Here is a 22,371-nt window from a genome sequence, read left to right as displayed (position 1 = left end):
AGCCGCCTGACCGGGAGCCGCCTGACCGGCAGCCGGCGCCGGGCGGGGGCCCGCCCGGGTGCTCGGGTGGCGGGCCGGGTGATCGGGAGCCCGGCGAAGACGGCGGCCCGCGCGAGCCGGGCCCCCGCGCCCGTGTCGTCGAGGCGGGCGCACCGGAGGCGGAGGCGGAGGCCGGTGCGGGGCGAGCGGGCGCCGACGGTGCGGGCGGCGCCGCCGGCGGCCGGGGCCAGGCCCCGGGCCCCGAGGCGTCGGCCACCGAGGGTGAGGGCTCGGGCGACGGTGGGGAGGTGGGTGACGAGGTGCTGCACCGGGTCTTCCTCACCCGGGTGCTCGAGCCCGGGGACGAGGTCGGCGGGCGGTGGGTGCGGGAGCGGGGGGCCGCGGAGGTGGCGCGGTGGCTGCGCCGGGGCGGGCGGGCCCTGCCCGGGGTCAGCGGGCGGCGCTGGGCCGGGCTCTGCGCCCGGGCCGCGCGGGCCGACCCGCGCGCGGACCTCGCGGTGGCCCGTGCGGCGGAGGTGCGGTTCGTGGTGCCGGGGACTGCGGAGTGGCCCCGCCAGCTGGACGACCTCGGCGACGCCCGGCCGCTCGGGCTGTGGGTGCGCGGCCGGCCCAGCCTGCGGATGTGGGCGCTGCGCTCGGTCGCCGTCGTCGGCGCCCGCGCCTGCACCGAGTACGGCGCCCACATGGCGGCCACGCTCGCCGCCGGCCTCGCCGAACGCGGCTGGGTAGTGGTCTCCGGCGGAGCCTACGGCGTCGACGGCGCCGCCCACCGGGGCGCCCTCGGCGCGGGCGGGGCGACCGCCGCCGTGCTGGCCTGCGGCGTCGACCGGCCCTACCCGCCCGGGCACGCCGGGCTGATCGCCCGCATCGCCCAGCAGGGGCTGGTCGTCGGGGAGCTGCCGCCGGGCGACCACCCGACGCCGAGCAGATTCGTGCTGCGCAACCGGGTCATCGCCGCGCTCACCCGGGGCACCGTGGTCGTCGAGGCCGCCCACCGCAGCGGCTCCCTGGTCACCGCGCGGGCGGCGCAACGCCTGGGCCGGCACACCATGGGCGTGCCCGGTCCTGCCACCAGCGCGCTCTCCGCCGGGGTGCACGAGCTGCTGCGGGCCGGTGCGACGCTCGTCACGGACGCCGCCGAGGTCGCCGAGCTGACCGGCGCCATGGGGGAGCTGCCGCCCGACCGGCGCGGTCCGGTCCTGCCCACCGACCTCCTGGAGCCCCGCACCCGGCACGTCCTGGCCGGCCTCCCGGCCCGGACCAGCGCGAGCGTCGCCGAGATCGCCCGCCGGGCGCAGACCTCCGAGGACGACGCGGTCGCGAGGCTGTACGAGCTTCGAGCACTCGGTTACGTCGAACGACACGGCGACGGCTGGAAGTTGACACGCCAGACGATGATCTCGGTGCGCGGTGGCCGGAATCCGTCCTGACCCACCGTGTTCGGCCGTCTGAGGGAAACCTCTACGCCCTTGGGATTTCCCGCAGTTGAGGCAGTCGGGTGATCACCCAGAGCGATCATCATCCCCTCTGTAGGGCGTTCAGCGGAACGTATCTGCGTACCCCCGCGGCCCCTCCTTCGCGCATCGCGACCATCCAGTCACGCTACGCTCACGAGAACCCCCACCCGGACAGGCAACATCCGGACAGCAGACCGGCGGCCCTCCAAAGGCGCACCCAGGCGCACCACCTCACGGCAGAACGGCACTAGGCGACGAATGCCCCAGCACACCTCCGGGTCCGACCGGGCGGCGATCCCCCCAGCCGCTCGCGACGGCGGCAGCGTGCGACCGCCCGCCCCCTCGACGCTCGACGAGCTGTGGCGGTCGTACAAGGCGACCGGGGACGAGCGGCTGCGGGAGCAGCTGATCCTCCACTACTCGCCCCTCGTGAAGTACGTGGCCGGCCGGGTGAGCGTGGGGCTGCCGCCCAACGTCGAGCAGGCGGACTTCGTCTCCTCGGGGGTGTTCGGACTGATCGACGCGATCGAGAAGTTCGACGTGGAGCGGGAGATCAAGTTCGAGACCTACGCGATCACCCGCATCCGGGGCGCGATGATCGACGAACTGCGCGCCCTGGACTGGATCCCGCGCTCGGTCCGGCAGAAGGCGCGCAACGTCGAGCGCGCCTACGCCACCCTGGAGGCGCGGCTGCGGCGCACGCCGACCGAGGGGGAGGTCGCCCACGAGCTGGGGATCGCCGTGGAGGACCTGCACGCCGTCTTCAGCCAGCTCTCCCTGGCCAACGTGGTGGCTCTGGAGGAGCTGCTGCACGCCGGCGGCGAGGGCGGGGACCGGCTCAGCCTGATGGACACGCTGGAGGACACCGCCGCCGACAACCCGGTGGAGGTGGCCGAGGACCGGGAGCTGCGGCGGTTCCTGGCGCGGGCGATCAACACGCTGCCCGAGCGGGAGAAGACGGTCGTGACGCTCTACTACTACGAGGGGCTGACCCTCGCCGAGATCGGCAACGTGCTTGGCGTGACCGAGAGCCGGGTCAGCCAGATCCACACCAAGTCGGTGCTCCAGCTGCGCGCGAAGCTGGCCGCGTTCGGCCGTTGAGCGCGGTGGGCGCGGCCGTACAGTGGTGGCGTGCCAAGGATTCGAGCGGCCTCCGTGGCCGAGCACCGGTCGATGCAGCGTGCCGCCCTGCTGGACGCGGCACGCTCCCTGCTGTCCGAGGGCGGTACGGAGGCGCTGACCTTCCCCGCCCTCGCCGAGCGGACGGGCCTCGCCCGCTCCTCGGTCTACGAGTACTTCCGGTCCCGGGCCGCGGTCGTCGAGGAGCTGTGCGCCGTCGACTTCCCCGTCTGGGCGGCGGAGGTCGAGGCGGCGATGGAGCGCGTGCCCACGCCGGAGGCCAAGGTCGAGGCGTATGTACGCGCCCAGCTCGACCTGGTCGGCGACCGGCGGCACCGGGCCGTGGTGGCCATCTCCGCCAGCGAACTGGACGCCGGGGCGCGGGAGAAGATCCGCGCGGCGCACGGCGGCCTCATCGCCATGATCGTGGAGGCCCTGCGCGACCTGGGCCACGAGCAGCCCCGGCTGGCGGCGATGCTGCTCCAGGGCGTCGTGGACGCGGCGGTGCGGCGCATCGAACTGGGCGCGGCGGAGGTGCCCGCGGCGATCACCGAGGCGGCCGTCTCCATGGCCCTGCGCGGCGTCCGGGGTTGACCGGGCCGACCGGGCCGACCGGTCAGGGCAGGGGCACACCGAGGACCGGCAGCAGGCGCGACGGCCCGTGGTCGAGGAGCCAGGGCGGCAGCAGGGCCAGCGGGTCGAGGTAGACGTCGTCCCGGAGCAGCCCCCAGTGCAGGCAGGTGACCGCGCAGTGGGAACGCCCGGCGCCCGAGACCGTACCGACGGCGGCACCGGCGCTCACCTCGTCGCCCTCGCCCACCTCGGCGTCCACCGGCTCGTACGTCGTGCGCAGCCCGGTGCCCGCCAGCCGCACCGAGACCACCCCCCGCCCGCCCACCTGCCCCGCGAACACCACCCGCCCCGCCGCCACGGCCCGCACCGCCGCACCGGGCGCCGCCGCCAGGTCCACCCCGCGATGGCCGGGCCCGTACGGATTCACCGGCGGATCGAAGCCCCGTAGCACCACGGGCCGGTGGCCGACCGGCCAGGCCCGCCCCAGGGCCGGCACGGACGGGTCCGCGTCCCGTACCTCCGAGACACCCGCCGCCCCACCGGTGACGGGCGCGACCGCCAGCAGCGCCACCGCGATCATCCACGTCAACGCGCCCCGCGCAACCCACCCGCATCGCCTCGTCCACATGCCCGCACCCTCCCGCACCCCGCCCCCGCCCCGCGGGCCCTGTGGACGGGGTTCCGGTTGTGGACAACCGCGTCACCCGGCGCTCCCCGGGTCCCGTACACTTCTGGTGGCGATCCGGGTCACCGGGTCGACTTCGCACGCCCCGGTATCAGGGCCGACGAGAGTCGGTGCCCCGGTATCAGCGCCCCTCGGTCCTCATGGGCAGGCGCACCGCGGGCGTCAGGCGCGGGAACCGTCCGGTACCCGCGGCACAACCGAGAAACCCAAGGAGAACGGCCATGGCCGTCGTCACGATGCGGGAGCTGCTGGAGAGCGGCGTCCACTTCGGTCACCAGACCCGTCGCTGGAACCCGAAGATGAAGCGCTTCATCTTCACCGAGCGCAACGGCATCTACATCATCGACCTGCTCCAGTCGCTGTCGTACATCGACCGCGCCTACGAGTTCGTCAAGGAGACCGTCGCCCACGGCGGCACGGTCATGTTCGTCGGCACGAAGAAGCAGGCGCAGGAGGCCATCGCCGAGCAGGCCACCCGCGTCGGCATGCCCTACGTCAACCAGCGCTGGCTGGGCGGCATGCTCACCAACTTCTCGACCGTCTACAAGCGCCTGCAGCGCCTGAAGGAGCTCGAGCAGATCGACTTCGAGGACGTGGCCGCCTCCGGCCTCACCAAGAAGGAGCTGCTGGTCCTCTCCCGCGAGAAGGCCAAGCTGGAGAAGACCCTCGGCGGTATCCGCGAGATGTCCAAGGTGCCCAGCGCCGTCTGGATCGTGGACACCAAGAAGGAGCACATCGCGGTCGGCGAGGCCCGGAAGCTCAACATCCCGGTCGTCGCGATCCTCGACACCAACTGCGACCCCGACGAGGTCGACTACAAGATCCCGGGCAACGACGACGCGATCCGCTCCGTCACCCTGCTCACCCGCGTGATCGCCGACGCCGTCGCCGAGGGCCTCATGTCCCGCTCCGGCGTCAACGCCGGTGACAAGGGCGAGAAGGCCGCCGGCGAGCCGCTCGCCGAGTGGGAGCGCGACCTGCTCGAGGGCGACAAGAAGGCCGACGAGAAGCCCGCCGAGGAGGCCGCCCCGGCCGCCGCCGAGGCCGAGGCCACCGAGGCGAAGGCCGAGGAGACCCCTGCTGCGGAGACCCCCGCTGCGGAGACCCCCGCTGCGGAGACCGCGGAGGCCCCGGCCGCCGAGGCCCCCGCCGCCGAGGCCGAGCAGGCCTGACCCTCCCGTCAGCGTCGACGGCGGGAGCGGGCCACGGTGCTCCGCTCCCGCCGTCCACACCTTCGAACCCTTCGAGAAAGACTTACTGACTCATGGCGAACTACACCGCCGCCGACGTCAAGAAGCTCCGCGAGCTCACCGGCGCCGGCATGATGGACTGCAAGAAGGCGCTGGACGAGGCCGACGGCAACGTCGAGAAGGCCGTCGAAGAGCTGCGGATCAAGGGCCAGAAGGGCGTCGCCAAGCGCGAGGGCCGCTCCGCGGAGAACGGCGCGGTCGTCTCGATCATCGCCGACGACAACACCTCCGGCGTCCTGGTCGAGCTGAAGTGCGAGACGGACTTCGTCGCCAAGGGCGAGAAGTTCCAGGCCGTGGCCCGCGCCATCGCCGAGCACGTCGCCAAGGTCGCCCCGGCCGACATCGAGGCGCTGCTCGCCTCCGAGATCGAGCCCGGCAAGACCGTCCAGGCGTTCGTGGACGAGGCCAACGCCAACCTGGGCGAGAAGATCGTCCTGGACCGCTTCGCGCAGTACTCCGACGGCTACGTGACGGCGTACATGCACCGCACCATGCCCGACCTGCCCCCGCAGATCGGTGTCCTGGTCGAGCTGGACAAGCCGAACGCCGAGGTCGCCAAGGGCATCGCCCAGCACATCGCCGCCTTCGCGCCGAAGTACCTCGCCAAGGAGGACGTCCCGGCCGAGGTCGTCGAGTCCGAGCGCCGCGTCGCCGAGGAGACCACCCGCGCCGAGGGCAAGCCCGAGGCCGCCCTGCCGAAGATCGTCGAGGGTCGCCTCAACGGCTTCTTCAAGGACGCCACCCTGCTCGGCCAGCCCTACGCCCTGGACAACAAGAAGTCCGTCCAGAAGGTGCTGGAGGAGGCCGGTGTCAGCCTGAAGCGCTTCGCGCGCATCAAGGTCGGCATCTGAGTCCGTCCCGCAACGGACGCCCGACCCCGGTAGGGTCGACAGCAGATCTGACGAGGAGGCCATTGCCGCGTACGGGATGTGAACACGTTCCCCACGGCAATGGCCTTCTTCGTATGTGTGACCCACGCAAAAGAGGCGAGATCCCCATGACCTCCATGTCCACCAAGCCCGAGAAGGGCGACGACGGCAAAGTACGCGGCCGCTTCATGCTGAAGCTGTCCGGAGAGGCCTTCTCCGGCGGCGGGGGCCTGGGCGTCGACCCCGACGTGGTGCACGCCATCGCCCGCGAGATCGCGGCCGTCGTCCGCGACGGCGCCGAGATCGCCGTCGTCATCGGCGGCGGCAACTTCTTCCGCGGCGCCGAGCTCCAGGTGCGCGGCATGGACCGCGCCCGCTCCGACTACATGGGCATGCTCGGCACCGTGATGAACTGCCTGGCCCTCCAGGACTTCCTGGAGAAGGAGGGCGTCGACTGCCGCGTGCAGACCGCCATCACCATGGGCCAGGTCGCCGAGCCGTACATCCCGCTGCGCGCCGTCCGGCACCTGGAGAAGGGCCGCGTGGTCATCTTCGGCGCCGGCATGGGCATGCCGTACTTCTCCACCGACACCACCGCCGCCCAGCGCGCCCTGGAGATCGACGCCGAGGCGCTCCTGATGGGCAAGAACGGCGTCGACGGGGTGTACGACTCCGACCCGAAGACCAACCCGGACGCGGTGAAGTTCGACGCGCTCGGCTACGGCGAGGTCATCACCCGGGACCTGAAGGTCGCCGACGCCACGGCCGTCACGCTCTGCCGCGACAACAGCCTCCCGATCGTGGTCTTCGAGCTGCTGAAGGAGGGCAACATCGCCCGCGCCGTCAAGGGTGAGAAGATCGGCACGCTCGTGGGCGACCAGGGCAGCCGGGACTGACCTCGTCTCCCGCTCCCCGTCCGGGGGATGGACAATGTCCTGGCGGTCGGGAACCGTGCAGGAAGAACGCGACGCAGCCGGCCCCCGCCCCACCAGGGCACCGTGGCCGGGCCTACTTCAAGACACGCAGGAGCAAGTGGTGATCGAAGAGACCCTCCTCGAGGCCGAGGAGAAGATGGAGAAGGCCGTCGTGGTCGCCAAGGAGGACTTCGCCGCGATCCGCACCGGCCGGGCCCACCCCGCGATGTTCAACAAGATCGTGGCGGACTACTACGGCGCGCCGACGCCGATCAACCAGCTGGCCTCGTTCTCCGTGCCCGAGCCCCGCATGGCCGTGGTGACGCCCTTCGACAAGAGCGCCCTGCGCAACATCGAGCAGGCCATCCGCGACTCCGACCTGGGCGTCAACCCCAGCAACGACGGCAACATCATCCGGGTGGTGTTCCCCGAGCTGACCGAGGAGCGCCGGCGCGACTACATCAAGGTCGCCAAGGGCAAGGGCGAGGACGCCAAGGTGTCCATCCGCTCCGTGCGCCGCAAGGCCAAGGACGCGATCGACAAGCTGATCAAGGACGGCGAGGTCGGCGAGGACGAGGGCCGCCGCGCCGAGAAGGAGCTGGACGACACCACGGCGAAGTACGTCGCCCAGGTGGACGAACTCCTCAAGCACAAGGAAGCGGAGCTGCTCGAGGTCTGATGAACGACTCTTCCTGGGGAGCGCCGCCACAAGCCGGGTACTGGGGGCCGTCCGACCAGGGACCTGTCCAGGGGGTTGCCCCGGCGGGTCCCGCGTACGATGCGCAGTACGCGCAGCAGACTCGCCCCATGCCCATCGTGCCCGACGTACCCGAACACGGCGGAGACCAGGATGACGACCCGGGGACCGCTCGGCTGAGCGGTCCCCTGTTCCGCGACGAGACCCCGGCGGCGCAGCCGTACGCGGCGGTGCCGCAGAATCCGGAGCCCATGCCCGCCGCCGCCCCGCCACCCAAGAAGACCGCGGGGCGCGATCTGGGTGCCGCGATAGGGGTCGGGGTCGGGCTCGGCGTGGTGATCATCGCGTCGCTGTTCGTCGTCAAGGCCGTCTTCGTCGGCGTCGTCGCGGTCGCCGTCGTGGTCGGCCTGTGGGAGCTGACCAGCCGCCTGGCGGAGCGCAAGGGCATCCGCGCGCCCCTGGTCCCGCTCGCCGTCGGCGGCGCGGCGATGGTGGTCGCCGGCTACCTGCGGGGCGCCGAGGGCGCCTGGATCGCCATGGCGCTGACCGCGCTCGCGGTGCTGGTCTGGCGGATGACGCAACCCCCCGAGGGCTATCTCAAGGACGTCACGGCGGGCGTGTTCGCCGCGTTCTACGTGCCGTTCCTGGCCACCTTCGTCGCGATGATGCTGATGGCCGACGACGGCCCCTGGCGGGTGCTGACCTTCCTCATCCTCACGGTCGTCAGCGACACCGGCGCCTACGCGGTCGGCTGGCGCTTCGGCAAGCACAAGCTCGCTCCGCGCATCAGCCCCGGCAAGACCCGCGAGGGCCTGCTCGGCGCGGTCGCCTTCGCGATGGTGGCGGGTGCCCTGTGCACGCACTTCCTCATCGACGGCGGCGCCTGGTGGCAGGGTCTCCTCCTCGGCCTCGCGGTCGCGGCCAGCGCCACGCTGGGCGACCTCGGCGAGTCGATGATCAAGCGCGACCTGGGCATCAAGGACATGGGCACCCTCCTCCCGGGCCACGGCGGCATCATGGACCGCCTGGACTCCCTGCTGCCGACGGCGCCGGTGGTGTGGCTGCTCCTGGTCCTGTTCGTCGGCCAGGGCTGACCTCCGCGCCTCGTGTCGGGCCCCCGTTCCCCTGCGGACGGGGGCCCGCTGCGCTCCCGCCATGGCGCCGGCCCGTCGCGCGCCGCCTGCTCACCAGGTGACCGGGAGCCGCTTGACGAGCCGGACGTTGAAGTTCGGGACGTACTCGATGTGGTCCTCCGCCAGACGCAGCCCCGGCAGTCGGGCGAAGAGCCGTGCGAAGACGGTCTCCGCCTCCAGCTGCGCCAGCGGACCGCCGACGCAGTAGTGGATGCCGCGTCCGAGGGCGATCGGCCACTGCCGCGGCCGGGTGAGGTCGAAGCGGTCCGGATCGGGATACACCTCGGGGTCCCGGCAGGCCGCGGCCAGCACCAGCAGGACGGCGTCGCCCCGCCGCACCTCCGCGTCACCGAGCCGGACGTCGGCGCCGGCCACCCGGCGCACGAACTGGTTCGGCGCCACCAGCCGCAGCAGCTCCCGCACCGCCACCGGCCAGAGCCCGACGTCCGCCCGCAGCGCCCGCACCTGGTCGGGACGGCCGAGCAGGGCCACCAGGCCGTTGGAGAGCAGGCTGGTGAGGTTCTCATGGCCGGCGATGAGAAAGAGCACCACGGTCGCGAAGAGCTCCTCGCGGCTGAGCCGGTCCCCGTCCTCGGACGCCCCGGACAGGACGGCCAGCAGGCTGCCGGGCCGGTCGGCTGCCTCCGCGAGCGCCTCCCGCACGGTCCCGGCCAGCACCTCGCCCGCCCGGGCGGCCCGCGCCTCCTCCTCGGCCGTCAGAGTGGCCGGATCACGCCCGAAGGGCAGCAGGAAGTCGTCGCAGGCCGCCTTGAGCCGGCGCTGCTCCCCGGGGTCGGCCGTCATGCCCAGCACCCCGGCGAGGACGCTCAGCGGCAGCGGCGCGGCGAGGTCGGCGACGAAGTCCATCCGGCCCTGGGGCTCCACCGCGTCGACCAGCCGGTCCACGGTCTCCCCGACCCACGGCCGCAGCCCCTCCACCCGCGCCGGCGTGAAGGCCCGGCTCACCAGCGCACGCAGCCGGGTGTGGTCGGGCGGGTCGGAGAAGACCAGGCTGGAGTGGACGAACGCGTACAGGTGCCGCAGCGCGTCACCCGCCCCCGAGGAGGCGTCGGCGCCGATCACCGACGAGAACGACGGATCGCGCAGCACCCGCTCGACATCGGCGTACCGGGTGACGATCCACGCGCCGACCCGCTCGTCGAAGCATACGGGGTCGCTCTCGCGCAGCCGCGCGTAGCGGGCGTAGGGATCCTCCAGCATCGCCTCGTCGAAGAGAGCGGACCCGCCCACGGCCCTCACCACCCGTCCTCGGTCCACGCCCCTCCCTCAGCACACACCTCCTGCCGCACCCCGGCAAACGGATGGGTTCCACCTCGCCGAGGGGTGTCCCGTGGATCTGCGACACTGGTACAGCCATGCCTAAGCCCGGAGAACTCACATTCGTCGCCCCCCGCGGAGCCAAGAAGCCGCCGCGGCACCTTGCCGACCTCACGCCTGCTGAGCGCAAGGAGGCCGTTGCCGCCATCGGTGAGAAGCCGTTTCGGGCGAAGCAGCTGTCCACGCACTACTTCGCGCGGTACGCGCACGACCCCGAGCAGTGGACCGACATCCCCGCCGGGGCGCGGGCGGGGCTGCGGGAGGCGTTGCTTCCCGACCTGATGAGCGTCGTGCGGCATCTGTCGACCGACCAGGGGACCACCCGCAAGACGCTGTGGAAGCTGTTCGACGGGACGCTGGTCGAGTCGGTGCTGATGCGCTACCCGGACCGGGTGACCATGTGCATCAGCTCCCAGGCCGGGTGCGGGATGAACTGCCCGTTCTGCGCGACCGGGCAGGCCGGTCTCGACCGGAACCTGTCCACCGCCGAGATCGTGCACCAGATCGTGGACGGCATGCGGGCGCTGCGGGACGGCGAGGTGCCCGGCGGGCCCGCGCGGCTCAGCAACATCGTGTTCATGGGGATGGGCGAGCCGCTCGCCAACTACAACCGGGTGGTCGGGTCCATTCGGCGGCTCACCGATCCCGAGCCGGACGGGCTGGGGCTCTCGCAGCGCGGGATCACCGTCTCGACGGTCGGGCTCGTGCCCGCCATCCACCGGTTCGCCGACGAAGGGTTCAAGTGCCGGCTGGCCATCTCGCTGCACGCCCCCGACGACGAGCTGCGCGACACCCTCGTACCGGTCAACACCCGGTGGAAGGTCCGCGAGGTGCTGGACGCCGGGTGGGAGTACGCCGCGAAGTCGGGGCGGCGGCTGTCCATCGAGTACGCGCTGATCCGGGACATCAACGACCAGGCGTGGCGCGGTGACCGGCTCGGGCGGCTGCTCAAGGGCAAGCCGGTGCACGTCAACCTGATCCCGCTCAACCCGACGCCCGGCTCGAAGTGGACCGCCTCGCGGCCCGAGGACGAGAAGGCGTTCGTGGCGGCCATCGCCGCGCACGGGGTGCCGGTGACGGTCCGGGACACCCGTGGTCAGGAGATCGACGGGGCGTGCGGGCAGCTCGCCGCCGGCGAGAGGTAGTCTGACCGCTGTATCCAGCCACATCACATCTTCATATTCCGACAGGGGAGCGCCACAGCGCTGAGAGTGCGGCAACCGGCCCGCAGACCCTCCGAACCTGGCCCAGGTCATTCTGGGTAGGGAGATCGGTCACCACTCGAGCTGTTGCGCCCTGCCCGGGTCCCCCAGGGGTCCCGGGCGGGGCCGCGTCTTCTCCTGGTCACCCAGGAGGAATCAGTGAGCATCATCAAGAAGGCCACCGCTCTGGGCCTCGGCCTCGGCATGGCCGGTGCCCTCGCCGGCTGCGGGTCGTCCTCCGGCGACGCGTCCGACGGCGGCTCCAAGACCGTCACCCTGGTCAGCCACGACTCGTGGGCCGTCTCCAAGGGCGTCCTCGCCGCCTTCGAGAAGAGCAGCGGCTACAAGGTCCGGGTGCTGGAGGACGGCGACGCCGGCCAGGCCGTCAACAAGGCGATCCTGACCAAGGACAACCCCCAGGGCGACGTCTTCTTCGGCGTCGACAACACCCTGCTCTCCCGGGCCCTCGGCAACGGGCTGTTCCAGTCGTACCAGCCCAAGGACGCCGACCGGATCGCCCCCGCCTACCGTGCCGACCAGGACAAGCACCGGGTCACCCCGATCGACACCGGCGACATCTGCGTCAACTACGACAAGGCGTACTTCAGCGAGCACAAGCTGACCCCGCCCGCCTCCTTCGACGACCTCGCCGAGCCGGCGTACAAGAACCTGCTGGTCACCGAGAACGCCGGCACCTCCTCGCCCGGTCTCGGCTTCCTGCTCGGCTCCGCCGCGAAGTACGGCGACCAGGGCTGGTCGGACTATTGGAAGAAGCTCAAGGGCAACGGCGTGAAGGTCGTCGACAGCTGGGAGCAGGCGTACAACGAGGAGTTCTCGGGCTCCTCCGGCGGCAAGAAGGCCGGCGGCGACCGGCCCCTGGTCGTCTCCTATGCCTCCTCGCCGCCCGCCGAGGTGATCTACGCCGACCCGCAGCCCACCACCGCGCCCACCGGCGTCGCCGCCGGCACCTGCTTCCGCCAGGTCGAGTACGCGGGCCTGCTCAGCAACGCCAAGAACAGCGAGGGCGGCAAGGCGCTGCTGGACTTCCTGGTCGGCAAGCAGTTCCAGGAGGACATGCCGCTGAACATGTTCGTCTACCCGGTCCGCGAGGGCGCCGAGGTGCCCGCGGCGTTCGCGAAGTTCGGGCCGCAGGCCAAGGACCCGCAGACCATGACGCCGGACCGGATCGCCGGCCACCGCGACGACTGGGTCAAGACGTGGACCTCGCTCGTACTGAAGTAGCCGGACGGGCCAGGAGAGAGCGGCGGGCGGCGCGGCCCGCCCTCATGGCCGTGCCCGTCGCCTTCTTCGCCCTCTTCTTCGCCTACCCCGTCGCCGCCATCGTCGCCCGCGGCCTGCGCACCGGCGGCGACTGGCAGCTCGGCCGGATCACGGACGTGCTGGCGCAGAGCGACGTGCGGCACGTGCTGTGGTTCACCACCTGGCAGGCGCTCGCCTCCACCGCGCTGACCCTGCTCGTCGCCCTGCCCGGCGCCTACGTCTTCGCCCGCCTGGACTTCCCCGGCAAGCAGACCCTGCGCGCCGTGGTGACCGTCCCCTTCGTGCTGCCCACCGTCGTCGCCGGCAGCGCCTTCCTCGCGCTGCTCGGCCGCGGCGGGCTCCTCGACGAGCTGTGGGGCGTCCGCCTGGACACCACGGTGTGGGCGATCCTGCTCGCGCACGTCTTCTTCAACTACGCCGTCGTGGTGCGCACCGTCGGCGGCCTGTGGGCGCAGCTCGACCCGCGGCAGGAGGAGGCCGCGCGGATGCTCGGCGCCTCCCCGTTCGGCGCCTGGCGGCGGGTCACCCTGCCGGCCCTCGCGCCCGCCGTGGCCGCCGCCGCGCTGATGGTGTTCCTGTTCACCTTCACCTCCTTCGGCGTCGTGCAGATCCTCGGCGGGCCGGGCTTCGCCACCCTCGAGGTGGAGATCTACCGGCAGACCTCGCAGCTCTTCGACCTGTCCACGGCCGCCGTCCTCACCCTGGTGCAGTTCGCCGCGGTCGGCGCCGTGCTCGCCGTGCACGCCTGGACCGTGCGGCGCCGGGAGAGCGCCCTGCGCCTGGTGGACGCCGCCCGCACCGCCCGCCGGCCGCGCGGCGCCGGGCAGTGGGCGCTGCTCGCCGGGGTGCTCGCCACCATCGCCGTACTGCTGGTGCTGCCGCTCGCCGTGCTGGTGCAGCGGTCGCTGGGCGCCTCCGGCTTCGGCTACTACCGCGCGCTCACCCGCGCCGACGGCGGCACCTTCCTCGTCCCGCCCATCGACGCCATCGGCAACTCCCTCCAGTACGCCCTCGCCGCGACCGCCATCGCGATGGTCATCGGCGGCCTGGCGGCGGCGGCGCTGGCCCGCCGGGACGCGGGGCGCTTCGTGCGCGGCTTCGACGCGCTGCTGATGCTGCCGCTCGGGGTGTCCGCGGTGACCGTCGGCTTCGGCTTCCTCATCGCCCTCGACGAGCCCCCGCTGGACCTGCGGGCCTCCTGGATCCTGGTGCCGCTGGCGCAGGCGCTGGTCGGCGTGCCGTTCGTCGTACGGACCATGCTGCCGGTGCTGCGGGCCGTGGACGTCCGGCTGCGCGAGGCCGCCGCCGTGCTCGGGGCGTCGCCCTGGCGGGTGTGGCGCGAGGTCGACCTGCCGCTGGTGCGGCGGGCGCTCCTGGTCGCGGCCGGGTTCGCCTTCGCGGTGTCGCTGGGCGAGTTCGGGGCGACGGTGTTCATCGCGCGGCCCGACAACCCGACGCTGCCGGTCGCGGTGGCGCGGCTGCTCGGCCGGCCAGGCGACCTCAACTACGGGCAGGCGATGGCCCTGTCCACGATTTTGATGCTGGTGTGCGCGGCGGCCCTGCTGGTCCTCGAGCGGCTGCGCACCGACCGGAGCGGGGAGTTCTGAGGATGCGGGAACGGCTGGGAATGCGGGAACGGCTAGGGATGCGGGAGTTCTAGGGATGCTGCTCAGCCTGGAGGGCGCCACCGTCCGCTTCGGCGGGCGGGCCGCCCTGGACGCCGTCGGCCTCGACGTCGCCGAGCACGAGGTGGTGTGCGTGCTCGGCCCCAGCGGCAGCGGCAAGTCCACCCTGCTGCGCGCCGTCGCCGGCCTCCAGCCGCTGGACGCCGGGCGGGTGCTGCTCGACGGCCGCGACCAGGGGCGGGTGCCGGCGCACCGGCGCGAGGTCGGCCTGATGTTCCAGGACCACCAGCTCTTCCCGCAGCGCGACGTCGTCGGCAACATCGCCTTCGGCCCGCGCATGCACGGCGCCTCCCGGACGGAGCAGCGCGAGCGGGTGGCCGAACTGCTCGACCTGGTCGGCCTGCCCGGCGCCGCCCGCCGGTCGGTCGCCGCGCTGTCCGGCGGTGAGCAGCAGCGCGTCGCGCTGGCCCGCGCGCTCGCCGCCTCGCCCCGGCTGCTGATGCTGGACGAGCCGCTCGGCCAGCTCGACCGCTCGCTGCGCGAACGCCTGGTGGTGGAGTTGCGGGAGCTGTTCGGCCGGCTCGGCACCACCGTGCTCGCCGTCACCCACGACCAGGGCGAGGCGTTCGCCCTCGCCGACCGGGTCGTGGTGATGCGGGACGGGCGGATCGCCCAGTCCGGCACGCCGCTCGAGGTCTGGCAGCGCCCGGCCGACGCCTTCGTGGCACGCTTCCTCGGCTTCGACAACGTCGTGCCGGCCGCTGTCGCCGGGCAGGCCGCCGACACCCCGTGGGGCAAGGTGCCGGTCCCGGAGGACGCCCCGCAGGGCACGTACGACCTGCTCGTCCGGCCGGCCGGCGTCCGCCTGGTCCCCGCCGACCAGGGCCTGCGCTGTACGGTCACCGCCCGCACCTTCCGCGGCACCCATGTCGCGGTGCGCCTGCGGCCGGCGGACGGCCCGCCCCTGGAGGCGGCGTGCGCGCTGCGGGCGGCGCCCGAGGTCGGGGACGCGGTCGGGGTGGAGTTCGACGCGGCGGAAACCGTGGTGTTGGGATGATCGTCCGCTCGTAGGATGCGGCGCATGCCGACACTTTCGTACGACGATCACTGCACGGAGATCACCCGGCAGACGGAGCAGTTGGCGCGACTGCTGCTGTCCGGGGCCGATCTCGCCGCCCGCGTGCCGACCTGCCCCGCCTGGTCCCTGGAGGAGCTGGTGCGGCACACCGGCGGCGCGATGCGCTGGGCGGAGCTGCTGGTACGCACCCGGGCGCGGGCCGACGTCGACGACTCCGAGGTGCCCGGCATCGACGGGCCCGACGGGTGGGGCGACCCGGCCGCGCTGGAGGCGTGGCTGACCAACTCGGCCGCCGCCGTCGTCGGCGCCCTGCGCAAGGCCGGTCCCGACGCCGCGGTGTGGACCTGGACCGACGCCCGCACCGCGGACTTCTGGGCCCGGCGCATGGTCCACGAGGTACTGGTGCACCGCGCGGACGCGGCCCTCGCCGTGGGCGCCCCCTTCGAGGTCGCGGCGGAGGTGGCCTGCGACGCGATCGACGAGTGGCTGGACCTCGTGGGCTCCGTCCAGCGCAGGCGGCCGCGCGACCTGGGAGGGTGGGATCTCGCCGACGGCCGGTCCCTGCACCTGCACGCCACGGACACCGCCGCGGAACTGGACGCCGAGTGGCTGATCGAGGCGGCCGAGGGCGGCTTCGCCTGGCGGCGGGGTCACGAGAAGGCGACGGCCGCGCTCCGGGGGCCCCTGACGAGCGTGCTGCTCGCCTTCTACCGCCGGCTGCCTCCCGAGGCCCCCGGCCTGGAGGTGCTGGGCGAGAGCGCGGTGCTGGACTCCTGGCTGGCCACGGCGGCTTTCTGACCGGCGGGCCCTCTGGCCGACGGACGGTGGCCCGCCCCACCGGGGGACGGGCCACCTGTTCGCTCACCTACGACGAGGCGTCAGCGGGCGCTGTTCGCCCCGCGCCGGCGCAGGCCGAAGAAGACCGCGCCACCACCGACGACGACCAGGGCCGCCGCGATGCCGGCGATCATGCCGGTGTTCGAGCCGGCACCGGTCTCGGCGAGGTTGGACTCACCGGCCGGGGACGCGTCGTTGCCCGGCACGGCCGCGGCGGGCGAGCTGCTCTCGGCCGCGGGAGCGGCAGCGGACGGGGTCGCCGACGGGGCCGGGGTCTCCTCGGCGGGAGGAGCGGCGGTCTCCGACGCCGGAGGCGTGGCGGGAGGCGTCGTCGGCGTGGTCGCCGGGGTGGTCGCCGCAGGCGTCTCGGGCTCCGCCTGCTTGCAGGGGGTGGACGGGAGGGTGACGCCGCCCTTGATCTCCTCGTCGACGTAGTTCCCGGCCTTGACGTGGACGCGGTACGAGGTGCCCGGCTTCCAGTCCTCGGTGAAGGTGACCGTGGCGCCCTCGCGGGTGCCCACGACCTCCTGCCGGCCGACCTCCTCGGTGCCCCGGAAGAGGGTCACGGTGGCGTGGACCCCGGACGGGTCCTTGTCGAGGACCGTGATGACACCGTTGTCACCGTTGCACGTCGCTTCGGCACTGAACTCACTGATGTTGCAGGCGAGGGCGGAGCCGGCGGCGCCGACCGCCAGGGCCAGCGAGGCGGATGCGACGCCGAGGGCCTGCACGCCACGGCGGGACGCCGTGCGGCTGAATATGGGCAGGACTGCCACGTTTGTCCTTTACGGAAGGGCTTGGATGCGGGGTGGGGGAGGTGCCGACGGACATCAGCACACCCACGAGCCTCACAGGTCTATAAGCGGTTCATCAGAAGTGTCAACGCGCAAAAACCCCAACGGTGTTGGCGTTACCCACTTGTTAACCGCCGAGACGTTTCAACGCTTCAGGAACCTCGTCGATCCGGTCGACCAGGGCGATTCGGGCCTCCATCGACCGCCCCTCGGCGAGCGCCGTCAGCAGCGGCCAGGCCGGCAGCCGCCGCGTCCAGTGGTCCCGGTCCACCAGCACCATGGGCGTCGGCTCGCCTCGCGACTCGTAGTAGTTGGGCGTCGCGTTGTCGAAGACCTCCTGTACGGTCCCGGCGGCCCCCGGCAGGAACACCACACCCGCGTTGGAGCGGGCCAACAGGCCGTCCTCGCGGGTGGCGTTGGCGAAGTACTTGGCGAGGTGCGCGGCGAAGGCGTTGGGCGGCTCGTGCCCGTAGAACCAGGTGGGGATGCCGACCGAGGCGCCGCCCCCGGGACGCCGGGCGCGCACCTCCAGGGCGGCCCGCGCCCAGTCGGCTATGGAGGGCGTGAAGGAGGCGACCGTGCCCAGGTGCAGCAGCGCCTCGTCCAGCATGCCGTCCTCGAACGGGGCGGCGTAGGCACCGAGGTTGGCCGCCTCCATGGCGCCGGGGCCGCCGCCGGTGGCCACCGTGTACCCGGCGCGGGTCAGCTCCCGGCCGAGGCGGGCGGCGCCCGCGTAGGCGCCGGTGCCGCGGGCCATGGCGTGGCCGCCCATGACGCCCACCACCCGTGCGCCGGTGAGGAGTTCGTCCAGCGCGTCGGAGACCGCGTCGTCGTGGATGGCCCGCAGCATCGAGGCGAAGACGTCCCCGTCGGCCCTGGTCCGCTGGAACCAGGCGTACGACTGGGCGTCCGGCGTCGCCTCGTAGCCGGCGTCGAGGCCGGCGTACAGCTCGTCGGGGGAGTACACGTGGGCCCGGTACGGGTCGAAGGGCAGGCCAGGCACGGGCGGGAAGACCAGGGCGCCGGCGGCGCGGACGCGGGTGGCGGCCTCGGGGTCCATCGGGCAGCCGAGGAAGACGGCGCCGGTGGGGTCGAGGGAGAGCAAGGCGCTGGTGCGGGCCGTCAGGTCGACGGCCTGGACGCGGTGGTGGGCGAGGGTGCCGCGGACGGAGACGACCTCGTCGAACTCGGCGAGGGTCTCTATCTCCCGGTCGTGCGAGGCGTGATGGGACTGGGCGGGCTGGGCGGGTGTCGAAGTCACCCGCCCAGACTAGGCACTGGCCCCGTGGCTCAGCCCTGGACGGCCGCCGGGTCCATCCAGACGACCTCCCAGGTGTGGCCGTCCGGGTCGTCGAAGGAGCGGCCGTACATGAAGCCGAGATCCTGGGTCTCGCCGCTGGGGGAGCCGCCCGCGGCGAGCGCCTTCTCCACCAGCTCGTCCACCTTCTCGCGGCTCTCGGAGCTGAGCGCCAGCAGCACCTCGCTGCTCTGCGTGGAGTCCGCGATCGGCTTCTTGGTGAACTGGGCGTACTTCTCGTGGGTGTGGAACATCGCCACGATCGTGTCGCTGAGCGGGAAGGAGACGGTGGTGTCGTCGCTGAACTGGGCATTGGCCTCATAGCCCAGCTCGGTGAAGAACGTGCGGGCCGCGCCGAGGTCGTTGGTGGCCAGGTTCACGAAGATCATCTGCTGGTACATGGGTGTTCTTCTCTCCCGTGGAAGCGGTGCGGTCGTCGTCATGCGTTCGCAGGGATAGACGACCGAGGGCCGCGGAACTCATCGCCGCCGCGCGGACTTTCTTCGGAAGATCGCTCAGCGTGCCAGCGGCAGCGCCGCCAGCGCCGCGACGAGCACCGTCAGCGGTCCGAACAGGGCGAGCAGCGCGCCCGCCCGCACGGCGGCGGCCGTCCGCAGCATCCGCGGGGGCGCCCCGAGGCGTACCAGCGCCTGGGTCGTGTCGGCCCGTTCCTGCCTGGCCTCGACCGCCGCGGTGAGCAGGGCCGCCACCGTGCAGCCCGCCACGACCGCGCCGCCGAGGACGCCGAGCGGGCCGAAGGGCGGTCCGCCCGCGTCGTACAGCACCGTCGCCGCCCAGGCGGCGGAGGCCACCGCGCACACCACGCCCAGCGGGCGCCCCAGCCGCCCCGACTCCTCCATCAGCATCCGGCCGGCGAGCAGCCTGAGGGCGCCGGGCCGGACGGCCTGGACGAGCCGGCCGCACAGGTGGGTGAGGCCGGGTCCGGCCAGGGCGAGGCCGAGCGCGGTGAGCGCCCAGCCGACGAGGACGCCGGCCGCGGGGACGCCGTTCGCCGCGGGGTCGGCGGAGCGGCCGGCGTAGGTCTCCACGGCGAGGCCGGCGGCGAGCACCGTGACGCCCCAGGGGAGGACGCCGGTGCCCTGCGGGCGGCGGGGCGCCGGGGCGGGGGCGGGATCGGCGGTGGGGTCCGGCGCCGGGGGAGCGGGGGCCTCCAGGGTGGCCTCAAGGGTGCCGACCGCGCCGGCCGGCTCGGTGGCGGCCATGGTCGCGGGGGCCTCGGGGGCAGGGGCCGACGCCGCCCGGGGCCGGAGCCGGGCCCCGTAGCGCCCGTACGTCCCGAACGTCTCCCGCGCCGCCCCCCACCCGTACGCGCCGAACCGCCCGAAGCGCCGTCCGGCCGAGGTGGGGGCGGGCCTGCGCGGCTCCGTCGGCCGCAGCGCGAGCGCCACCGCGGCGCAGGCGGTGGCCGGCACCAGGGCGAGCAGCGTCGCGGTCGCCGGGGCCGGCAGGGGCAGTCCGGCGGCGAGTGAGTCGGCGGCGTCCCCGTCGAAGGGCAGGCCGGCCAGATCGCCGCGCAGATGCAGGAAGACCAGGAGGGCCACCAGCGAGCCGAGGACGGCGGACAGCGCCGTCGTCACCACCGACACGGCCATCAGGCGGCCGGGTCCCAGGCCGATCGCCGAGAGCCCCGGACGCGGCCGGGTCCCCGGATCGGTGCGGGCCACGGCGACGGCCAGGTAGGCGGTGGCGGCCAGCGGCGCGGCGCACCAGGCGAGCCGCAGCGCGCCGTCGCCCGGGGCGTCCGGGTGGGCCAGCGCGTGGCCGAGGGCGCACAGCAGCAGGAAGCCCGTGCCCGCCGAGGCCGCCGCGACCGTGAGGCGGCGCAGCTGGACGGCGAGGCGGGCCGCGCGGGTCAGACGGAGAGCGAGCACGCCGCCCGGCCTTCCGTGCCCGGGGTGCCGGGGAGCGCGGCGGCCCCGTCGGCGCCGGCCGTCTCCTGCACCGGCGGCAGATGCACGGTGCGCACCCGCCGCCCGTCGAGCAGGGCGACCGTGCGGTCCGCGAGCGCGGCGGTCTGCGCGTCGTGGGTGGCGAGGACGACGGTGATGCCGTGCGAGCGGGCCGCCGTGGTGAGCGTGCGCAGCACGTGCGCGCGGTCGGCGCGGTGCAGCGGCGCGGTCGGCTCGTCGGCGAAGAGCACCGAGGGCGTCACCGCGAGGGCGCGGGCGATGCAGACCCGCTGCCGCTCGGCCTGCTGGAGCTCGTGCGGGCGCCGGCGCGCCCGGTCACCGACGTCCAGGCGCTCCAGCCACTCCAGGGCGGCCGTGCGAGCCCGGCGGCGGCCGGTGCCGCGCAGCATGAGGGGGAGAGCGGCGTTCTCCCAGACGTTCAGCTCCGGCACGAGCACCGGCGCGGGGTCGATCCAGCCGAAGCGGTCGCGGCGCAGCCGCTCGCGGCCGAGCGGGCCCATGCGGTGCACCGGCACGCTGTTGAACCAGACCTCGCCGTCGCCCGGCCTGACCATGCCGGACAGGCAGCGCAGCAGGGTGGTCTTGCCGCTGCCGCGCGGGCCGCTGACGGCGAGGATCTCGCCCTCCCGGACGCCGAGCGAGACGCCCTGGAGCGCGGGGGAGCCGTCGTGGTGCTGGAAGTGCAGGGCACGGGCCCAGAGCACGTCGTTGTCCGGCGGGGCCTCCATGGGCGTACACCTCGGTTCTGATCCGTGTCCTCCCCCTTGCGGGGGCAACGACGGTGCGGCCGACAGGTCACTCGGCAGGCTAGGGCGGCAGCCGGGAGCGCCCTGGACGGCACACGGCCCCGGGCCGCCGTTCTCACTCGAACGGCGGCCCGGGGCCGGTCACGCGGAGGATTCCGCAGAATCCGCGGGGGACGGTCAGAGCTTCGTCCACGCCTCCGTCAGCGTCGCGCGCAGGATCGACTCGATCTCGTCGAAGGTCTCCTGGTTGGAGATCAGCGGCGGGGCGAGCTGGATGACCGGGTCGCCGCGGTCGTCGGCCCGGCAGTACAGGCCGTTCTCGAAGAGCTTCTTCGACAGGAAGCCGTACAGGACGCGCTCGGTCTCCTCGTCGGTGAAGGACTCCTTGGTGTTCTTGTCCTTGACCAGCTCGATGCCGTAGAAGAAGCCGTTGCCGCGGACGTCGCCGACGATCGGCAGGTCGAGGAGCTTCTCCAGGGTGGCGCGGAAGTTGCCCTCGTTGTCCAGCACGTGCTGGTTGAGGCCCTCGCGCTCGAACAGGTCGAGGTTGGCGACGCCGACCGCGGCGGAGACCGGGTGGCCGCCGAAGGTGTAGCCGTGCAGGAAGGTGTTGTCGCCCTTGTAGAACGGCTCGGCCAGGCGGTCGGAGACGATGCAGGCGCCGATCGGGGAGTAGCCCGAGGTCATGCCCTTGGCGCAGGTGATCATGTCCGGCACGTAGCCGAACTTGTCGCAGGCGAAGGTGGTGCCCAGGCGGCCGAAGGCGCAGATGACCTCGTCCGAGACGAGCAGCACGTCGTACTGGTCGCAGATCTCGCGCACCCGCTGGAAGTAGCCGGGCGGGGGCGGGAAGCAGCCGCCGGCGTTCTGCACCGGCTCCAGGAAGACGGCGGCGACCGTCTCCGGGCCCTCGAAGAGGATCTGCTGCTCGATCTGGTCGGCGGCCCAGCGGCCGAAGGCCTCGGGGTCGTCGCCGTAGATCGGGGCGCGGTAGATGTTGGTGTTGGGCACCTTGTGCGCGCCCGGCACCAGCGGCTCGAAGGGGGCCTTCAGGCTCGGCAGACCGGTGATCGACAGGGCGCCCTGCGGGGTGCCGTGGTAGGCGACCGCGCGGGAGATGACCTTGTACTTGGTCGGCTTGCCGGTCAGCTTGAAGTACTGCTTGGCCAGCTTCCAGGCGGTCTCGACGGCCTCGCCGCCACCGGTGGTGAAGAAGACCTTGTTCAGGTCGCCCGGGGCCTCGTCGGCCAGGCGCTCGGCCAGCTCGACGGCCTTCGGGTGGGCGTAGGACCACACCGGGAAGAAGGCCAGCTCGGCGGCCTGCTTGGCGGCGGTCTCGGCCAGCTCGGTGCGGCCGTGCCCGGCCTGGACCACGAAGAGGCCGGCGAGGCCGTCGAGGTAGCGCTTGCCCTTGTCGTCGAAGATGTGGGTGCCCTCGCCCCGGACGATGGTGGGGACGGGCGCGTTCTCGTACGACGACATGCGGGTGAAGTGCATCCACAGGTGGTCGTACGCGGTCCTGCTGAGGTCCTTGTCGGTGCTCAC

21 protein-coding genes and 1 riboswitch are annotated in these 22,371 nt (G+C 73.1%); of the genes, 13 read left to right on the top strand and 8 right to left on the bottom strand.

Annotated features, from left to right (window positions below; translation table 11 throughout):
* Positions 1–287: 287 nt before the first annotated feature.
* From dprA to ACGFZL_RS19085, 3 genes are all read left to right on the top strand, one after another.
* Positions 288–1,430, top strand: a complete 1,143-nt coding sequence (dprA, locus tag ACGFZL_RS19095; protein WP_393693076.1) for a DNA-processing protein DprA — start codon at positions 288–290, stop codon at positions 1,428–1,430.
* 285 nt (positions 1,431–1,715) lie between these two features.
* Complete coding sequence (whiG, locus tag ACGFZL_RS19090) at positions 1,716–2,558, top strand: RNA polymerase sigma factor WhiG (RefSeq protein ID WP_393693074.1); 843 nt, start codon at positions 1,716–1,718, stop codon at positions 2,556–2,558.
* A gap of 54 nt (positions 2,559–2,612) precedes the next feature.
* Positions 2,613–3,170: a helix-turn-helix domain-containing protein gene (locus ACGFZL_RS19085; protein WP_355175355.1), complete on the top strand. Its 558-nt coding sequence runs from the start codon at positions 2,613–2,615 to the stop codon at positions 3,168–3,170.
* A 22-nt stretch (positions 3,171–3,192) separates the two neighbouring features.
* Here the strand turns inward: ACGFZL_RS19085 and ACGFZL_RS19080 are convergent, their stop codons facing one another.
* Positions 3,193–3,729, bottom strand: coding sequence for a peptidoglycan DD-metalloendopeptidase family protein (locus ACGFZL_RS19080; protein WP_393693339.1), 537 nt, complete (start codon positions 3,727–3,729; stop codon positions 3,193–3,195).
* A 326-nt stretch (positions 3,730–4,055) separates the two neighbouring features.
* Between ACGFZL_RS19080 and rpsB the strand changes: the two genes are divergently transcribed.
* The 5 genes from rpsB to ACGFZL_RS19055 all read left to right on the top strand — a co-directional run bounded on the left by rpsB (position 4,056) and on the right by ACGFZL_RS19055 (position 8,658).
* Entirely contained in the window at positions 4,056–5,006 is a 951-nt protein-coding gene (rpsB, locus tag ACGFZL_RS19075; protein WP_393693072.1) for a 30S ribosomal protein S2, read from the top strand.
* Positions 5,007–5,098: 92 nt separating this feature from the next.
* A complete protein-coding gene (tsf, locus tag ACGFZL_RS19070) occupies positions 5,099–5,935 on the top strand; it encodes a translation elongation factor Ts (RefSeq protein WP_355175211.1) in 837 nt (278 codons plus the stop codon).
* Between the two features lie 155 nt (positions 5,936–6,090).
* Positions 6,091–6,849 (top strand): UMP kinase, encoded by a 759-nt coding sequence (gene pyrH / locus ACGFZL_RS19065; RefSeq protein ID WP_393693337.1) that lies wholly within the window; start codon positions 6,091–6,093, stop codon positions 6,847–6,849.
* 139 nt (positions 6,850–6,988) lie between these two features.
* Positions 6,989–7,546 carry a ribosome recycling factor gene (gene frr / locus ACGFZL_RS19060; RefSeq protein ID WP_145867003.1) on the top strand — a complete coding sequence of 186 codons (558 nt, stop codon included), beginning with the start codon at positions 6,989–6,991 and terminating at the stop codon, positions 7,544–7,546.
* Positions 7,546–8,658, top strand: coding sequence for a phosphatidate cytidylyltransferase (locus ACGFZL_RS19055; protein WP_355175209.1), 1,113 nt, complete (start codon positions 7,546–7,548; stop codon positions 8,656–8,658). The genes frr and ACGFZL_RS19055 overlap by 1 nt, the downstream gene beginning before the upstream one ends.
* 90 nt (positions 8,659–8,748) lie before the next feature.
* Here ACGFZL_RS19055 and ACGFZL_RS19050 read toward each other — a convergent pair whose 3' ends face one another.
* Positions 8,749–9,948 carry a cytochrome P450 gene (locus ACGFZL_RS19050; RefSeq protein WP_393693069.1) on the bottom strand — a complete coding sequence of 400 codons (1,200 nt, stop codon included), beginning with the start codon at positions 9,946–9,948 and terminating at the stop codon, positions 8,749–8,751.
* A 125-nt stretch (positions 9,949–10,073) separates the two neighbouring features.
* Here ACGFZL_RS19050 and rlmN point away from each other — a divergent pair, with 125 nt between their 5' ends.
* From rlmN to ACGFZL_RS19025, 5 genes are all read left to right on the top strand, one after another.
* Positions 10,074–11,180: a 23S rRNA (adenine(2503)-C(2))-methyltransferase RlmN gene (gene rlmN / locus ACGFZL_RS19045; protein WP_393693067.1), complete on the top strand. Its 1,107-nt coding sequence runs from the start codon at positions 10,074–10,076 to the stop codon at positions 11,178–11,180.
* A gap of 33 nt (positions 11,181–11,213) precedes the next feature.
* A riboswitch (TPP riboswitch) is annotated at positions 11,214–11,321 on the top strand.
* A gap of 75 nt (positions 11,322–11,396) precedes the next feature.
* Entirely contained in the window at positions 11,397–12,479 is a 1,083-nt protein-coding gene (locus ACGFZL_RS19040; RefSeq protein ID WP_393693065.1) for a thiamine ABC transporter substrate binding subunit, read from the top strand.
* Between the two features lie 44 nt (positions 12,480–12,523).
* A complete protein-coding gene (locus ACGFZL_RS19035; protein ID WP_393693063.1) occupies positions 12,524–14,125 on the top strand; it encodes an ABC transporter permease in 1,602 nt (533 codons plus the stop codon).
* A 55-nt stretch (positions 14,126–14,180) separates the two neighbouring features.
* The gene (locus ACGFZL_RS19030) at positions 14,181–15,200 is read left to right on the top strand and encodes an ABC transporter ATP-binding protein (protein WP_355175201.1); all 1,020 of its coding nucleotides are present in this window, start codon (positions 14,181–14,183) and stop codon (positions 15,198–15,200) included.
* Between the two features lie 24 nt (positions 15,201–15,224).
* Complete coding sequence (locus ACGFZL_RS19025; RefSeq protein WP_393693060.1) at positions 15,225–16,019, top strand: maleylpyruvate isomerase family mycothiol-dependent enzyme; 795 nt, start codon at positions 15,225–15,227, stop codon at positions 16,017–16,019.
* Between the two features lie 80 nt (positions 16,020–16,099).
* Here ACGFZL_RS19025 and ACGFZL_RS19020 read toward each other — a convergent pair whose 3' ends face one another.
* The 6 genes from ACGFZL_RS19020 to ACGFZL_RS18995 form a co-directional block, all read right to left on the bottom strand.
* Complete coding sequence (locus ACGFZL_RS19020) at positions 16,100–16,834, bottom strand: LAETG motif-containing sortase-dependent surface protein (RefSeq protein ID WP_393693058.1); 735 nt, start codon at positions 16,832–16,834, stop codon at positions 16,100–16,102.
* Between the two features lie 145 nt (positions 16,835–16,979).
* Positions 16,980–18,113 (bottom strand): LOG family protein, encoded by a 1,134-nt coding sequence (locus ACGFZL_RS19015; RefSeq protein ID WP_393693056.1) that lies wholly within the window; start codon positions 18,111–18,113, stop codon positions 16,980–16,982.
* Between the two features lie 29 nt (positions 18,114–18,142).
* The gene (locus tag ACGFZL_RS19010) at positions 18,143–18,550 is read right to left on the bottom strand and encodes a VOC family protein (protein WP_355175193.1); all 408 of its coding nucleotides are present in this window, start codon (positions 18,548–18,550) and stop codon (positions 18,143–18,145) included.
* A gap of 114 nt (positions 18,551–18,664) precedes the next feature.
* Positions 18,665–20,041, bottom strand: a complete 1,377-nt coding sequence (locus ACGFZL_RS19005; RefSeq protein WP_393693054.1) for a hypothetical protein — start codon at positions 20,039–20,041, stop codon at positions 18,665–18,667.
* The gene (locus tag ACGFZL_RS19000) at positions 20,023–20,808 is read right to left on the bottom strand and encodes an ABC transporter ATP-binding protein (RefSeq protein WP_393693052.1); all 786 of its coding nucleotides are present in this window, start codon (positions 20,806–20,808) and stop codon (positions 20,023–20,025) included. Before ACGFZL_RS19000 ends, ACGFZL_RS19005 begins: the two co-directional genes overlap by 19 nt.
* 195 nt (positions 20,809–21,003) lie before the next feature.
* Positions 21,004–22,371 carry an aspartate aminotransferase family protein gene (locus ACGFZL_RS18995; RefSeq protein ID WP_355175186.1) on the bottom strand — a complete coding sequence of 456 codons (1,368 nt, stop codon included), beginning with the start codon at positions 22,369–22,371 and terminating at the stop codon, positions 21,004–21,006.

Source organism: Streptomyces sp. NPDC048182 (genome assembly GCF_043202555.1).
GTDB lineage: Bacteria > Actinomycetota > Actinomycetes > Streptomycetales > Streptomycetaceae > Streptomyces.
This window is presented reverse-complemented; position numbering and strand designations above follow the sequence as displayed.